14 protein-coding genes are annotated in these 15,120 nt (G+C 72.8%); 4 read left to right on the top strand and 10 right to left on the bottom strand.

Features of this window, described 5'->3' with window-relative positions:
* Positions 1-11 precede the first annotated feature (11 nt).
* Positions 12-374, bottom strand: coding sequence for a hypothetical protein (locus AB0Q90_RS01310; RefSeq protein WP_363162971.1), 363 nt, complete (start codon positions 372-374; stop codon positions 12-14).
* Positions 375-447: 73 nt separating this feature from the next.
* Positions 448-1,413 (bottom strand): helix-turn-helix domain-containing protein, encoded by a 966-nt coding sequence (locus AB0Q90_RS01305; protein WP_363162970.1) that lies wholly within the window; start codon positions 1,411-1,413, stop codon positions 448-450.
* Between the two features lie 198 nt (positions 1,414-1,611).
* On the opposite strand from AB0Q90_RS01305, the gene AB0Q90_RS01300 reads away from it, so the two are divergent.
* Positions 1,612-2,070 (top strand): DUF2269 family protein, encoded by a 459-nt coding sequence (locus AB0Q90_RS01300; protein WP_363162969.1) that lies wholly within the window; start codon positions 1,612-1,614, stop codon positions 2,068-2,070.
* A 128-nt stretch (positions 2,071-2,198) separates the two neighbouring features.
* On the top strand, positions 2,199-2,411 hold the full coding sequence (locus AB0Q90_RS01295) for a hypothetical protein (protein WP_363162968.1): 213 nt from the start codon (positions 2,199-2,201) through the stop codon (positions 2,409-2,411).
* Between the two features lie 20 nt (positions 2,412-2,431).
* Here the strand turns inward: AB0Q90_RS01295 and tgmB are convergent, their stop codons facing one another.
* The 3 genes from tgmB to AB0Q90_RS01280 form a co-directional block, all read right to left on the bottom strand.
* Complete coding sequence (tgmB, locus tag AB0Q90_RS01290; RefSeq protein ID WP_363162967.1) at positions 2,432-3,403, bottom strand: ATP-grasp ribosomal peptide maturase; 972 nt, start codon at positions 3,401-3,403, stop codon at positions 2,432-2,434.
* Positions 3,404-3,419: 16 nt separating this feature from the next.
* Complete coding sequence (gene tgmA, locus AB0Q90_RS01285) at positions 3,420-3,611, bottom strand: putative ATP-grasp-modified RiPP (RefSeq protein ID WP_363162966.1); 192 nt, start codon at positions 3,609-3,611, stop codon at positions 3,420-3,422.
* Positions 3,612-3,802: 191 nt separating this feature from the next.
* Positions 3,803-4,126 (bottom strand): YkvA family protein, encoded by a 324-nt coding sequence (locus AB0Q90_RS01280; protein WP_363162965.1) that lies wholly within the window; start codon positions 4,124-4,126, stop codon positions 3,803-3,805.
* A 306-nt stretch (positions 4,127-4,432) separates the two neighbouring features.
* On the opposite strand from AB0Q90_RS01280, the gene AB0Q90_RS01275 reads away from it, so the two are divergent.
* Positions 4,433-5,431, top strand: a complete 999-nt coding sequence (locus AB0Q90_RS01275) for a hypothetical protein (RefSeq protein ID WP_363162964.1) — start codon at positions 4,433-4,435, stop codon at positions 5,429-5,431.
* Positions 5,432-5,436: 5 nt separating this feature from the next.
* Here the strand turns inward: AB0Q90_RS01275 and AB0Q90_RS01270 are convergent, their stop codons facing one another.
* From AB0Q90_RS01270 to AB0Q90_RS01260, 3 genes are all read right to left on the bottom strand, one after another.
* Complete coding sequence (locus AB0Q90_RS01270; protein WP_363162963.1) at positions 5,437-6,606, bottom strand: hypothetical protein; 1,170 nt, start codon at positions 6,604-6,606, stop codon at positions 5,437-5,439.
* Positions 6,607-6,827: 221 nt separating this feature from the next.
* Positions 6,828-7,322 carry a lamin tail domain-containing protein gene (locus tag AB0Q90_RS01265; protein WP_363162962.1) on the bottom strand — a complete coding sequence of 165 codons (495 nt, stop codon included), beginning with the start codon at positions 7,320-7,322 and terminating at the stop codon, positions 6,828-6,830.
* Positions 7,323-7,511: 189 nt separating this feature from the next.
* Positions 7,512-8,876 (bottom strand): FAD-dependent oxidoreductase, encoded by a 1,365-nt coding sequence (locus AB0Q90_RS01260; protein WP_363162961.1) that lies wholly within the window; start codon positions 8,874-8,876, stop codon positions 7,512-7,514.
* 207 nt (positions 8,877-9,083) lie between these two features.
* Between AB0Q90_RS01260 and AB0Q90_RS01255 the strand changes: the two genes are divergently transcribed.
* On the top strand, positions 9,084-9,668 hold the full coding sequence (locus tag AB0Q90_RS01255) for a GNAT family N-acetyltransferase (RefSeq protein ID WP_363162960.1): 585 nt from the start codon (positions 9,084-9,086) through the stop codon (positions 9,666-9,668).
* Between the two features lie 3 nt (positions 9,669-9,671).
* On the opposite strand, the gene AB0Q90_RS01250 is transcribed toward AB0Q90_RS01255, so the two are convergent.
* Positions 9,672-12,458 carry a SpoIIE family protein phosphatase gene (locus AB0Q90_RS01250; RefSeq protein WP_363162959.1) on the bottom strand — a complete coding sequence of 929 codons (2,787 nt, stop codon included), beginning with the start codon at positions 12,456-12,458 and terminating at the stop codon, positions 9,672-9,674.
* A gap of 72 nt (positions 12,459-12,530) precedes the next feature.
* Positions 12,531-15,062, bottom strand: a complete 2,532-nt coding sequence (locus AB0Q90_RS01245) for a SpoIIE family protein phosphatase (RefSeq protein ID WP_363162958.1) — start codon at positions 15,060-15,062, stop codon at positions 12,531-12,533.
* Positions 15,063-15,120: the final 58 nt, after the last annotated feature.

The raw sequence follows: 15,120 nt of genomic DNA, 5'->3' as shown, positions 1-15,120 counted from the left end.
CGACCTGCCCGTCAGGCCGCGCTGCTGCGCGGGATCCGGTGCGGGCAGGTCACGTCGTGGTCGCTGCCGAGGCTCGTCCACCAGCGTTCGCAGCAGGCGGCGTCGAGCTCGGCGCGCACGATGTCCTCGGCGTTTGCGTCCCCGGTCGCCGCCCGGCGCGCCCGCTCCACCCGGTCCTCCCACTCGGCCAGGGCCTGGCGCTGGTCTCCGATCACGCTCTCGCGCACCACACCGATCACCGGGACGATGCTGGCGGCGGCGAAGAGGCACGCGGCCCACATCGGGCCGTACTCGTATTCGAGGACCGCGGTCCAGGCGAGTCCGGCGCTGGTGGCGATGTAGAGGGCGCCGAGGAGGCGGCTGGAGCAGTTCATGGGCGTCACACCGTCCGTGCTGAAAGGTTTGCCTCCTGTCCAACGGCACACGGCGCCAAGGGACTCGGGTGATTTATCGGCCCGTTCCCGCGGCCTTGCCGCGGAACGCGGCGCGATAGGCGTACGGAGCGGTCCCGACGACCCGGCGGAAGCGCTCGCGGAACGCGGTGGGCGAGCCGAACCCGGCCTGCTGGGCGATCCGTTCGACGGAGTGGTCGCTGTTCTCCAGCAGGTACTGCGCCCGCCGCACCCGCGCCCGCAGCAGCCACTGCACCGGCGTGGTGCCGGTCTGTTCGCGGAAGCGGCGGCTGAACGTGCGTTCGCTCATCCCCGAGCGTGCCGCCATCGCCGCCAGGGTGATCTCGCCCGCCAGGTTGTCCTCGATCCAGTCCAGCAGCGGCTCCAGGGTCGAGCCCCGCGGCACCGGAGGGTGCTCGTGCACGATGAACTGCGCCTGGCCGCCCTCCCGTTCGAGCGGCATGACGGACATCCGGGCGGCGTCCGCGGCTACCGCGGAGCCGAAGTCCCGCCGGATCATGTGCAGGCACATGTCCAGCGCGGCCGCGGCCCCGGCCGAGGTGAGGATCTGCCCGTTGTCGACGTACAGCACGTCCGGCTGCACCTCGATGCGCGGAAAGCGGCGGGCCAGCGCATCGGCGGCCACCCAGTGCGTGGTGGCGCGCAGCCCGTCCAGCAGCCCCGCCTCGGCCAGCACGAACGCCCCCACGCACACGGACGCGATCCGGGTGCCCGCTCCGGCTGCCTCCCTGAGCGCCGCCACGACCCGCTCGGACGGCGGCGGGGCACCTTCGGCGCAGCCCGGCACGATGACGGTGTCGGCGTCCGCCAGCGCGTCCAGCCTCCGGTCCACCCGCAGCCCGAACCCGCAGTCGGCGCGCACCTCCGGCGTCTCGGCGCACATCCGGACCCGGTAGGGGCGGCGACCGTCCGGCAGCCGCGTCCAGTCGAACACCTGCATGGGCGCCGCCATGTCGAACGGCACGACGTCGTCGAGAACCAGGATCGCCACGGTGTGCATGACGGCCACGATAGGCGGGTTCCCGCCGACGGCATGACCCCAGGTCCGGCCCCTGCCGGGCGCGGATCCCCAGGACACCGGTGTTGGCGGGAATCCGTCGGAAGCTGTCACTTCCGCCTCTGGGCGATCACCCGGGCGCCTCCTAGCGTGGGCCGGACGCACCCCAGCACTCCCGTGGAACAGAGGCGGACGCCCCCGATGACCAAGATCCTGTTGACCCTGCACGTCCTGGCCGCCATCGTCGCCGTCGGTCCCGTCACCGTCGCGGCCAGCATGTTCCCGCCGGCCGCGCGCCGGGCCGGGGAGAGCGGCGGGTCGGGCGTGCACACCGTCCGGCTGCTGCACCGCATCTGCCGCGTCTACTCCGGGGTGGGTCTGGCGGTGCCCCTGCTCGGCTTCGCCACCGCCGCCGCGATGGGCGTCCTGGGCAGCGCCTGGCTCATCGCGTCCATCACCCTGACCGCTGTGGCCGCCGGCGTCCTGATCGCCTTCGTCCTGCCGCGCCAGGACGAGCTCCTTGAGCAGGTCGTCGAGGAGCGGGCCGTCGAACGCGCCGGGACGGTCCGGCTCGCCATGTTCACCGGCATCTTCAACCTGCTGTGGGCGACCGTCACCGTCCTCATGATCGTCCGCCCGGGCTCGACCACCGGGGCCTGACGGCCCTGCGCAGCCGACCCTCCGCCGTCAAGCCCGATCCCGGAATTAGCACCCCCGTGTGCCCGGGCGCCTACACTCGGCGGTTGGGCCCATGGTGTTGGGCCGGACATGAAAGGCGCGTTGACAGGGTGTTCCAGGATTCCCCCATTTACGACCGACTCATCACGGAACGCGGCGACGTTCCCGCCCAGGTGCGCAGGGAGGCCGAACGCGTCAGCAGGGAACTGGAGTTCGTCATGCGGCCGCTGCAGTCCTTCGGCGCCCCGCCCGCGGAGCGCCCACCGGCACCCGGCGCCGGATGGCAGCGCTCCGCCCTGCCCCCCGGCCTGCCGCCGCACTGACCTGCCGCCGCACTGACCTGTCACGGTACGGCCCGGTCGGCGCCGTTGGCCCGCCTCGGCCGCGGGAGGGTGGGCCGGGACAGCCACTCGGCGATGGTCCGCGCGATCGGCTGCCCGGTGTCCACCTCCACGAAGCCGAACTGGCCCGACTGGTTGCACTCCAGGAACCACCAGGTCCCGTCGGCGTCCTCCGCGAAGTCGAAGGCGCCGTAGGCCAGTCCGGCGCCCCGGAGGTAGGCGCGCACGCCCTCGGCGATGCGCGGCGGCACCTCGACGGGGCGCCAGGCGGCGGCCGTCGAGGAGAACCGGACGTCCACCTCGTCGGGGTCGGCGGTCCTGCGCGCGGCCAGCATGCGCTCACCCACGACGGTGAGCCGGATGTCGGCCCGCTTGGCCACGTGCCGCTGCAGCAGGGTGGGACCGAAGGCCACGGCGGAGAAGTCGGCGTCCGGGGAGACCCTGCTGGTCGGCACGGCCCGCGGCGGGTCCTGCGGATGGGCGCCGGAGACCGGCTTGACCACCAGCTCCGGGTAGCGCTCGGCGAACTCGCGCGCGGCCTGCGGGAACGTCGTGATGAGCGTCGCCGGCACGGGCAGGGAACAGCTCTGGGCCAGCCGCAGCTGCCAGGGCTTGTGGCGGGCGCGGTGGGCGGCGTCGGGGTCGTTCATCCAGCGTGCGCCGGAGCCGCGCAGCATGCCGTAGAGCGCCTGGGAGGACTCCTCGGCCAGCCAGGCGGAGGGCGCGGCCGCCCGCGCCGCGGGGGCGCCCGGCCGGCGCAGCCAGACCGACCGCAGCCCCCCGATGCTCACCAGCCGGCCTCCCGCCGACAGATGCCCCCGAAACGCGCCGTGCGCGAACTCGCCGGACAGCGACACCCCGTTGGTCAGGTCGGCGGGGTCGAACCGGACCACCGGCACCGAACAGGCGTTGAGGTGTACGACCACCATGTCCGCCGTGACATCCTCTTCGCTGGTCAGAATCAGCACCGTCATCCTGGCCGGTCCGCGTTCAGTCGTCGAAGTGCGTCTTCGAGCCCGCCGTGGACGTCGTCGTCCCGAGCTCTCTCAGCAGGGCGTGGTCGCAGGCGGCGATCCGCCCGTCGAGGAGCACGTTCAACTGCCGTCCGGCGTCGTACGCGTAGGCAGCCGCAACCTCCGGCTGCACCGCCGGACGTGCGTAGTTGAGCGCGAACGGTTGCATCGTCTCTCCCTCGCCGGTGCTGCTTCGAACAAGCGAGGCCCCCTTGCGCCGTCGCTCGGTCCGCCGACTTCCTTCGGCTTCCATCCACTTATACGAATCGAACGGGTGAATGGTTTCCTTACGCTGAGTAGTCATCAGGGGATCGGGGCCCCGCCGGACGCTCCCGGCCGGCCCGGAGGCAGGCGCCGGAATCAGCCGGCATCACCGCGTCGGCCGAGGTGCGGGGGCCCGGGCGCGGCCGCGGAGGTACGCACGTCGGCCGACCGGCGCAGGGTGCGCAGAGCGAGCAGAAGCACGCCGATGTCGTCCAGATACACCGGATCGGGGACCAGGTCGGCCGGCAGTACGAAATACAGCAGGGCGCCCCAGAACACCCAGCGCGGCCCGGTCGGCAGGCCGGCGCGCCGCAGTCCGCGCCGGGTCCGCACCAGCCGTACCAGCACCAGGACGGCCACGGCCAGCACGGCGGCCGCGAGGACCGCGGCGAGGGCGATCACACCTGTGGTGGAGTCCACCGACCCTCCTCACTCCGAAGGTGCGCGCGGCGTGCGCGGGGGTGTCGTGCGGCACGCCTCTTGGGACGGATTCCCTGCTCCGGGACTTGTATGGCCCGCGTGCGCCAACCGGCGTATTCGAACGGTCGTCAGAACAGCATGTGGGCCTGCTGTGAAGGGTGTGTTCCGCATCGACGGCGGGCCTCATACCGTTGGCCCGCTCGGGTGGCGGAGTGCGGTGGCAACGCCTAGTAATGGTCACCGTACAGTCGCGTGTCGCGCTTCGGGGGCGCAGGAGCGGCCGCGCACCCTTCCCTGGAGCCGAGGATGACCACCCGCTCTTCATCACCCAGTTCAAACGAAGCCGCCATACCCCCCGCCGAGCCACCCGCCCTCCCCGACAAGGCCGCAGCCGAGTACGGCGACCCCGTCGGCGCCCTCGTGCACGCCGCCGTGTCCGACCGGCCCGTGGAGGAAGTCGCCCAGCTCATCACGCTGTTGGAGCGTTCGCCCGAGCATGCGCGGGCCACCCTCGAAGCGCTCCGCGCGGTCGGTGTCGACCGGTCCGTGGAGGACGTGACGCGGCTGGTCGACCTGCTGACCCGGCCGCCCCGCACCGCCGACAGCGCGGACGAGACGATCCGCGCCGCCGCCGAGCACCGCTCCCTGGAGGACGTGACGCGGCTGATGGACCTGCTGCACCGCACCCCCCTGGAACCCCACTGCGGGCAGGAAGCGGCGCGTGTGGCCGCCACCGGCCGACCGGTCGAGGAACTCGTCGAGCTGATCCGCCGCCTGAACGCGGAACGCGAGCGTCCGCCCGAGCCGAAGGAACTGCCCCCGGCTCTGGACAACGAGGGGCGGGCGCCCAGAAGCCTCGACCGCGGCCCCGCGCAGACCCAGGCCCCCTCCTGGCCGGGCCGGATCACCGTCGCCGCCCTCGTCGTCTGCGCGGTCGCCCACTTCCCGCTGGACCGGGACGGGGCCACCCTGCGCGTCTACGGGCTCGCGCTCGCCATGGCGGTGGCCTGTCTGGCCGTGGCCCTGCTGCTGACGCTGCGGATCACCGTGCCGGTGCTCGCGACCGCGGTCGTGGTACCGGCGGCCCTGGCCGCGGCCCAGCTGTTCGAGGGTCGCGTGCCCTCGGCCGAGCTGTCCCGGGCGCTGGACCTCGCCCTCGCCCCGGCCTGGGCGGCGGGCCTCACGGCGGTGTGCGCGTGCCTGGCGGCGCTGGCCGCGCTCCTCGTCCTGCTGGCGGTGCCGCCGCAGGACAGGGCGCCGGTGGCGGCCCGGGAGACGGCCGCGGTCGGCCCTAGGGCGGACTGACCGGCTCAGCCGACCTCGGTGCGACGCTCGGGCGACTCGGCGGAGTCGTCCGAGCTGTCCCGCTCGGTCGAATCGGGCCGGGGCCGCAGGCCGAGAGCCGAGCCCTTGAGCCGTCCGAACGTCCGGGTCAGCTGCTGGAGCGGTGAGCCCGTCGACGGTTCGCCGGACGGCTGCGGCAGTTCGGGCCGGCCTGCGGACTCGCGGTACGCGGCCAGGGCCTCGTGGGCCTGCTCGGCGGCCTTCCGGTACAGATCGCGGGACTTCGTCATCGCGTCCAGGGCCTCGGCGTACATGGCCACCAGGGCGCGCTCGCGGGCGAGTTCCTCCTCCAGCGTCAGCAGGCGCCACTGCTCCCGCAGCGCGGTGACGGCGTCCTCGCCGCCCACCGGCAGCGGCCGCTCCAGTGCCGCGAAACGGGTGACGGCGTGGATGAGCTCGGTCGGCTCCGAGCCGTCCAGGAAGACGCTGCGCACGGAGAAGTCGGCCTCGTCGTAGCCCGCCGGGGCCGGAGTTCCGGGAAGCACCACGGCACCGCCCCGAGGCACCTGTACGCCGGCATCGCGCAGCGCCCAGTTCACGACGCGCAACTGCTGCGGGGCGGCACGGTGCTCCACCACCCGGTGCCGCAGACCGGCGGGCAGCATCCCGGCGAGCGGCACCCGCCCGCGCTGGTCGGTGGTCATGGCCTCGTGGACGACGACATGGATGCTCCAGGCGTCCCGCGCGGCCTCCCTCAGAACCCGCCGCACGTCCTTGTCGTCGGCGGGAAGGGGATTGAGGTCGCGCAGCCGCAGCCCGGTCGCCGCATCGTGGTCCCAGGCGGCGTCCGGCTCCTGCGGCCAGAACATCGCGGCGGGCGAGGGCCAGCGCGGATCCCACGGGCGTTCCGCCTCCGCCGCCAGTACCCAGTCCTGCCCGGTGTCGTCCGGGCCCTGCGCGAGCGTCAGCCGCGCCCGCACGGTGACGTCCTCGTCGACCTTCCAACGGGCCTCGAAGACCCGCTCGCCGGCACTTTCGTCCTCCGACGGTTCGAGGAAGTCGTCGATGTCCGCGCTGTCCTTGAGTCGTTGCAGACGCCACCGCACCACCTCCCCGGTGGTCGGTCCGGTGTGGCGGCCTCGGGCCAGCCACACCGTGGGCGGAGTCGTGGAGCTAACGGTCGGCGAGCTTGACATGAGTCCATCTGGGAACGGGGGCACCTGGCTCGTCCCAGTATCGATGCTGCAGGTCGCCACGTGTCACCCGGGGTCCGCACACGGGGTGTGACCGGCCCGCACCCGCCGGGTGCCGTTCACCCGTGGTCCAGCCCGCCCCAGGTCAGGACAATGGCCGGTGCGCGAGGCCCGCCCGCCATCCGCATTGGGGCGGGCCCCGCGCACACCGTCAGCGGCCGGGCTCAGCCGTGGAAGTTGATGTACCCGTTGCCGTCCGCGTCGGAGCCGCTCTTGCTGTAGGAGTGGGTGTCCGCGCCCGCGCCCGAGGGCTTCTTGAGGTAGACGGTGTCCTTGTCGTTGTTCCACATGAAGTTGCAGTTGTCGCGGTAGACGACGTTGTTCGCGTCGGAGTCCGTGCCGTTGCCGCCGCGCAGCTTCACGTAGTCGCCGGGCTGGAGGTAGTGGTTCACGGTGAACGTGAACCTGTTCCCGGCGGCGTCCTTGACGACGTAACCCTTGAGGTTGACGGTCTTGGTGGACGAGTAGTTCTTGATCGTCACGTACTCCTCGTCCGTGTTGCCGGTCGAGCAGTTGTTGGAGTCGCTGCCGGGGGCGTCGTACTGGATGCCCTTCAGCTTCAGCGCGGACGTGTACTCCGCGGCCTGCGCCGGCACGGCGGCGAGCGCGAGCAGCGTGCCCGCGGCGGCGGCAGAGATGGTGACCAGGCGTATGCGCATGGCGAGTTCCCCCCTCATGTGAAGGTCTGGTGAAGAAGTGGAGCGTATACAACGCATGCGGAGGTGAACCAGCCGGGGGTGCCGTCGGCGCATCCGGTGACTGCCGAGGGCCGAACTCCCCGGCGCCGCACGGGAAAGGGCCCGGAGCGATCGCTCCGGGCCCTTCCGTGTCGTTGCCTTGAGGCAGGGTCAGGCCTCGCTGGCCCGCAGCATGTCCTCGCGCTCGACGATCTTCACGCGCTCACGGCCCTGCGGCTCGCCCAGTGCCTTCTCCGCGGCGTCCAGCTTGTACCAGCCCTCCCAGGTGGTGAACCGGATCTCGCGCTCGGCGAGGAACGCCTCGACGGCCTCGGGCTCGGGGGAGGCGGGCGTCTGCAGACGCCCGCCCGCGAAGTCGTCCAGCAGGTTCGCGACCGTCTCGTTGGCGTCGCCCTTGGTGTGGCCGATCAGGCCCACCGGGCCGCGCCGGATCCAGCCGGTGACATAGGTCGACTGGAGGTGCTCGCCGGACTCCTGGACGACCCGGCCGCCCTCGTCCGGGACGGTGCCGGAGTCGATGTCCCAGGGCAGCTTGGGAAGCTTGTCGGACAGGTAACCGACCGCGCGGTAGACCGCGTTGACATCCCAGTCGGTGAACTGGCCGGTGCCCGTGACGTTGCCGGTGCCGTCCAGCTCCGTGCGCTCGGTGCGCAGGCCGACGACCTTGCCGTCCTCGCCGAGGATCTCCGAGGGCGACTCGAAGAAGTGCAGGTAGAGCTTGTGCGGGCGGTCGCCGATGTCACGGATCGCCCAGTTCTCCAGGGTCTTGGCGACCATGTCGGTCTGCTTGTTGCCCCGGCGGTCGGCGATCGAGCCCTCGTCGTAGTCGATGTCCTCGGGGTTGACGATGACCTCGATGTTGGGGGAGTGGTCCAGCTCGCGCAGCTCCATGGGGCTGAACTTCGCCTGCGCCGGGCCGCGGCGGCCGAAGACGTGGATCTCGACGGCCTTGTTCGCCTTCAGGCCCTCGTAGACGTTCGGCGGGATCTCGGTCGGCAGCAGCTCGTCCGCCGTCTTGGCGAGGATGCGGGAGATGTCGAGGGCCACGTTGCCCACGCCGAGCACGGCGACCTTCTCCGCCTCCAGCGGCCAGGTGCGCGGCACGTCCGGGTGGCCGTCGTACCAGGACGCGAAGTCGGCGGCGCCGTAGGAACCGTCGAGCTCGACGCCGGGGATCCGCAGCTCGCGGTCGGCCATGGCGCCGGTCGAGAAGATCACCGCGTCGTAGAAGGCGCGCAGGTCGTCCAGGTGGACGTCGGTGCCGTAGTCGACGTTGCCGAAGAGGCGGACCTGCGGCTTGTCCAGCACCTGGTGCAGGGCCGTGATGATGCCCTTGATCCTGGGGTGGTCGGGGGCGACGCCGTAACGGATCAGGCCGAACGGGGCCGGCATGCGCTCGAAGAGGTCGATGGAGACACCGGGCTCGGCGGCCACATCGGACTTGAGCAGCGCGTCGGCGGCGTAGATCCCGGCGGGGCCGGCTCCGACGATGGCTACCCGCAGGGGGCGGGGCATGTTCAGTTCCCTTCGAGCGATGACAAGCAACTCGACGGGAAGCCTAAGCTAAGGCAACCCTTACCCGGTACGCGGGTCCGGTCTATGAGCTCATAAGCTCGTTTTATGGGTGATCGAGGGTTGCCTTATGGGTGGCCGCGCGGGGCGCAGTCGGCTTGCGGCGCAAGCCCGTTGCCGACGGCCGCCACCGCATATGATCATCCTGCAATGGCACCTGAACCGGAACTCCCCCAGCCCGTCATCACGCTGGGCGACCTGACCCTGCGCCGCTTCGAGGGCGAGGCGGACCTTCCGGAGCTCTTCCGGGTCATCGACGAGTCGCTGGAGCACCTGCGCCCGTGGATCGCCTGGACCGCCGAGCACAGCCTCACCTGGACGCAGAACTATCTGGCCACCCGCGCCGAACGCTGGGCGTCCGGAACCGACTACGCCTACGCGATCGTGCTGGACGGGAAGATCATCGGCGCCTGCGGGCTGTTCCGGCGCGACGAAACCCCGGCCGGGGCCCGCGAGATCGGCTACTGGCTGCACCCCGCCGCCACCGGCCTCGGCGTGGCCACCCGGGCCGCCCGCGCCCTCACCGAACAGGCCTTCCGTCTCCCCGACGTCGACTTCGTCGAGATCGTCCACGACCCCGCCAACGAGGCCAGCGCTGCCGTCCCGGCCCGCCTCGGCTACACCGACCACGACCGGCGCCCGGCCGAACGGCTCGCCCCGGCCGAGACCGGCGAGATCAGAATCTGGCGGATGACCCGCCGGCAGGCGCAGGCCCTGGCCGCCGAGGCGGGCTGAGCGTCACTCCCTGGGCAGCGCCTGTTCCGCCCAGATGACCTTGCCCGCGGCCGTGTAGCGGGTGCCCCAGCGTTCGGCGAGCTGCGCGACCAGGAACAGGCCGCGCCCGCCCTCGTCGGTCATCGCCGCGTAGCGCAGGTGTGGTGAGGTGCTGGAGCTGTCGTAGACCTCGCAGATCAGCGTGCGGTCGCGCAGGACGCGTACGCGGATCGGGTCGCCGCCGTAGCGGATGGCGTTGGTGACCAGCTCGCTCAGGATGAGTTCCGTGGTGAAGGCCGGCTCCTCCAGGCCCCACTCGGTCAGTTGGCGGCTGACCGACGCGCGTACCTTGGCCACGGCGGCCGGATCGGAGGGCACCTCCCACTCGGCCACGTGGTCGGCGGGCAGCGCCCGCGTCCGGGCGACCAGGAGGGCGATGTCGTCGCTCGGACGGTCCGGAAGACGTGCGTCCAGGACCGTCCGGCAGGTCTCCTCCGGGGACGGGCCCGCCTGCGCGAGCGCGGCCCGCAGCAGTTCGAGCCCCTCGTCGATGTCCCGCTCCCGGTCCTCGACGAGACCGTCCGTGTAGAGGACCAGCCGGCTGCCCTCCTCCAGTTCCAGCTCGGCCGTCTCGAACGGCAGCCCGCCCAGCCCCAGCGGCAGCCCGGCGGGCACGTCGGGAAAGTCCACGGAGCCGTCCGGCCGGATCACGGCCGGTGGCGGATGGCCGGCACGGGCGACCGTGCAGTGCCGGGCCACCGGGTCGTAGATCGCGTACAGACAGGTCGCGCCGGCCACCGGTGCCAGGCCGCCCTCGGCGGCCTCGTCCTGGTCGATCCGGGCGACCAACTCGTCGAGCAGGGTGAGCAGTTCCTCCGGCGGCAGGTCCAGCGCGGAGAAGTTGTGCACCGCCGTCCGCAGCCGCCCCATCGTGGCCGCCGCGTGCAGCCCGTGCCCGACGACGTCGCCCACCACGAGGGCGACCCGCGCGCCGGACAGCGGCAGTACGTCGAACCAGTCGCCGCCCACCCCGGCCTGCGCGGGCAGATACCGGTAGGCGATCTCCAGCGCGTTCTGCTCGGGCAGGCTGCGCGGCAGCAGACTGCGCTGCAGGGTCACCGCCATGCTGTGCTCACGCGTGTAACGGCGCGCGTTGTCTATGGACACCGCGGCCCGCGCGACCAGCTCCTCCGCCAGCTCCAACTCCTCGGCGTCGAACGGCTCCGGCTTCTGCGACCGCCAGAAACTGACCACACCCAGCACCAGGGACCCGGTGCGCAGCGGCACCGCGATCAGCGAGTGGATCCCGAACTCCACGACCTGCGCCGACCGCTCCTGATCCTGCGCCTGCCACCCCGGCGCGTCGGCGAGCCGCGGCTCCAGCACCGCCTGCCCGGTGTCCAGACACCGGCCCTGCGGCGAGGACGCCACGAACCCGATCTGCTCGCCCAGCGGATACAGCGGCGCGTCCTTGCGGATCCCGTTGAACGCCGTACGCCGCAGCGGCGTCACCGTCTCCGGCTGCCCACCCCGCAGCACGGCCTCGAACAGGTCTACGGTGGCGAAGTCCGCGAACCTCGGCACGGCCAGCTCGGCCAGCTCCTCGGCGGTGCGCGTCACGTCCAGGCTCGTGCCGATGCCGACCCCGGCCTCGTAGAGCATGTTCAGCCGCTCCCGCGCGGCCTCGGCCCGCCCGGACAGGGCCCGCAGCTCGGTGGAGTCACGCAGGGTGGCCACACTGCCGGACGGGCCGCCGCGCAGGTTCGTCGGCCGCTGGTTCACCGCCAGCAGGCGGTCCTTGACCCGGTGCACCTCGTCCGTGGCGACCCGGCCCGAGGCCAGCAGCTCCGCGGTGTCGTGGGCGAGCCCCAGCTCCTGCACCGCGAGGCCCTCGGCCTCCTCGGGCAGATCCAGCAGCCGGTGCGCCTCGTCGTTGGCGAGCAGCAGCCGACCCTCGTCGCCGACGATGATCACGCCCTCGCGCACGGCGTGCAGCACGGCGTCATGGTGTTCGTACATCCGGGTCATCTCGTGCGGGCCCAGACCGTGCGTCTGGCGCAGCAGCCGTCTGCTGACGAGCGCCGTGCCCGCGGTGGCCAGCGCGAGCGCCGCCGCGGCCGTGATGAGGACCAGCGGCAGCTGCCGGGCGGCGTTGCCGCCGACGGTCGCCGTGGTCAGCCCGGCCGACACCAGGCCCACCACCGTGCCGTTCGCATCCTTGATGGGGACCACGGCCTGCACCAGCGGGCCGATCGTGCCGGTGATCTCCTCGGTGACCACCTCGCCGTTCAGCGCGGGTTCGATGGTGCCGACGAACTTCTTGCCGATGCGGTCCGGTTTGGGGTGGCTGTAGCGGATCCCGTCGGTGTTCATGACGACGATGAAGTCCACGTCCGTCGCCTCGCGGGCGGCCTCCGCCTTCGGCTGGAAGATGGCGGCCGGATGGGGCGCGCGGAGCGCCGCGACGGTACCGGGCGCGTTGGCGAAGGACTGGGCGACCGCGACCGAGCGGTTGCGGGCCTCCTTCGTGCTGTCGTACCGGCCCTGCAGCACCAGCGCCACCACCGCGGCCACGACCAGCAGCAGCACGATCACCACTTGCAGGACGAACACCTGTCCGGCCACGCTGCGCCCGCTCAGCGCCGCATGCCGCCGGGTCTGTCCCCGGCCCGCGCCGTCCTGTCCCTGCGTGCGTGCGGCATCCGGCCCGCGCCCCGCACGCATTCCACGGGCGCGGTCGGCCGCACGCTGTGCGGGACCACCGGGACGACGGTGCGACCGGGTCCCGGATCGACCCGAGAGACGGACCATGAGCCCATGTCTACACTGCCCGACCCCGTGAGGCGAGAGGCGTCACTCCCGGGCACACGACGTAAGGGCCTCTCAGGGCCGTGATCCGGGCCGCGGAGAGGAGCGGCGGGTGGCGAGCAGCAGAGCGATGTCGTCCGGCCGGTCGGCCGTGTGCCGGGCCGAGGCGGTGAGCCGGTCCACGACCCCGGACAGCGCGTGACCGCTGGGCCACCCGAGCGGGGCACCGGCCCGGGCCAGCGCCACCCGCAGCGCACCGATGCCCTCGTCGATGTCGGCGCCCGGCCGCTCGACCAGACCGTCCGTGTACAGCGCCAGCACGGCCCCGGGCTCCAGACTCAGCTCCGTGACCGGGTACTGCTCCTGCGGGTCCACGCCGAGCACGACACCGCCGGGCAGGTCCAGGGTGTGCGTACGGCCGTCCGGGCGGCGCAGCAGCGGCGGCGGATGCCCGGCCCGGGCCGCCCGGGCCACCCCGGTGACGGGATCCAGCCGGATGTAGCAGCAGCTCGCGAACTGCCCGGAGTCCAGGTCGATGAGCAGGCGGTTCGTGCCGCTCAGCACCTCGTCGGGCGGCCGGTCACCGAGCGCGAAGGCCCGCACCGCACTGCGCACCTGGCCCATCGTGGCCGCCGCCTGCACCCCGTGCCCCTGGACATCGCCGATGACCAGAGCCAGACCGTCGCCGGACGCGACGACGTCGTACCAGTCGCCGCCGACCTCCATGCCCTGGGTGGCCGGCAGATAGCGCCCGGCCGTCTCCATCAGCGGGTGCGCCGACAGCCGCCGGGGGAGCAGGGCCTGCTGCAGTCCGCGGGCGAGCGCCGTCTCGCTCTCGTAGCGCTGCGCCTTCTCCATCGCGTGCGCGATGAGCCCGGCCAGCGCGGTGAGCACGGTCCGTTCCTGGGTGCTGAAGCTGCGGGGCCGGTCGAAGCCCAGGATGCAGGAGCCGACCGGGCGCCCGGAGGCGATCAGCGGCAGGAAGGCGCGGGCGCCCTCCGTGGCGTCCAGCGCGATCCCGGGATAGGCGTCCATGAGCTGCTGCATCGAGTCGAAGAACAGCGGCCGTCCGGTGGTCAGCGTCTCCACCCCGGGCAGCCGGGCGTCGAGCCCCACCCCCTCGAAGGGCGCGAGGAACCCCTGCGGGAACCCGGTCTCCCAGGCCAGCCACAGATGCCGCTCCTGCAACAGGTAGATCGCCAGCCGGCGCCCGCCGAACGCGGGCAGCAGCTCCCGCATGACCACCGCGGACACCTGGCGGGCGGTGACCGCCTCGGTCAGGGCGATGGCCAGCACGATCGGCCGGTACAGCGGGGCCATCGACGGCGCCGCATCCGTGCCCGCGGCCGCGCCCGGATCCGCCGGCGGGGCGTCGGCCGGTGCCTGGGACGCCTGGTGCGCGGGACGTACCGTGCAGGTCAGCAGGTCCGGGCCCGGGTGCAGCGACAGGGCCAGCCAGTCCCCGTCGTACGCCTGCGTCCCCGGCGCGGTGGGCCGTCCGACGTGGAAGTGCATGGGATCCGGCGACAGCAGCGCCCCGCGCAGATGGTCCTCGCAGGCGGCCTGGTTCAGCCACGGCACCGCCTCCCACAGGGGCCGGCCGAGGAGCTCGGACCGCGGCCGCTCCAGCAGCTGTGCGGCGCGCGGATTGGCGTAGACGACGAGCCCCAACCGGTCCAGTGCGAACACCCCGTCCGGCAGCAGGTCCGCCGCGGAACCGGCCGCCGCGGCCGGGCCCGGATCGAGCACCACCCCGCGCACCGTCCGCCCGCTCACGTCGTCGGGCACGCCGTGGTACGGCGTCCACAGGTCGACGAAGCGCAGCATGTCGTCCGCGCCGCGCAGGCACAGCGGCAGGGTCGGCGGTCTGCCCACGGCCGTCTCCCGCAGCGCGGCCAGCAGCAGCCGCGCGTCCGCGGGCGCCAGCGCCTCGGCGAACTCCTGCACGCTCCCGCCGCCGTCCCGGGCCTGCGTCCCCACCACCGCCCGCACCCGCTCGTCGAAGGTCACCGCCCCCGTCACCGGGTCCCAGGAGAAGCAGCCCGCCCGCCCCGCCGACGGCCGCAGGGTGGGTGGCCGGACGCACAGCGGCTCCTCGTCCCACCACACCGGCGACGGCCCCTCGCCGTCCTCCAGGCCCTGCAGGCGCGCCCCCAGCTCCTCGGCGAGCAGTGCCAGACGCTCCCGCTCGGGGAGCAGCTCGGTGGCGTCGGCGGTGGACGGCCGCAGCACGGTCAGCACTCCGTAGGCGGTGGACTCGCCCACGACCGGCACGTACAGCGACCCGAACTGGAACGGCAGACCCGCCGCGAACTGCGGATAGCGGCGCATCGTCTCCGTCGCGTTCGCCAGCACCACCTCCACGCCCAGCCGGTGGGCGTCGGCGACCGGGAACGGCCGGTCCACATGCAGCCGCCACCAGGGCCGGAACAACTGCCCGGGCAGCCCCGCGAGCACGGACAGCCGCAGCAGTCCGGGCGTGCGGGAGCGCAGATAGACCCCCGCCGCGTGACCGCCGGCCACCCTGATCGCCTCGTGCGAGGCGTCGATCAGTGCCTCCGTCGGCCGCCCGGGCGTCCGCCGTGCGTTCTCGGCGCTCCCAGTCATCGGCCCTACCTCGTCCGTGCGCCGTCGCTGCGCCGTCCCGCGGGCAACACAGCAAGAA

It is taken from the genome of Streptomyces sp. NPDC079141 (assembly GCF_040686775.1).
Taxonomy (GTDB): Bacteria; Actinomycetota; Actinomycetes; order Streptomycetales; family Streptomycetaceae; genus Streptomyces.
The sequence above is the reverse complement of the archived record's forward strand: the minus strand, read 5'-3'. Positions and strand labels throughout refer to the sequence as shown.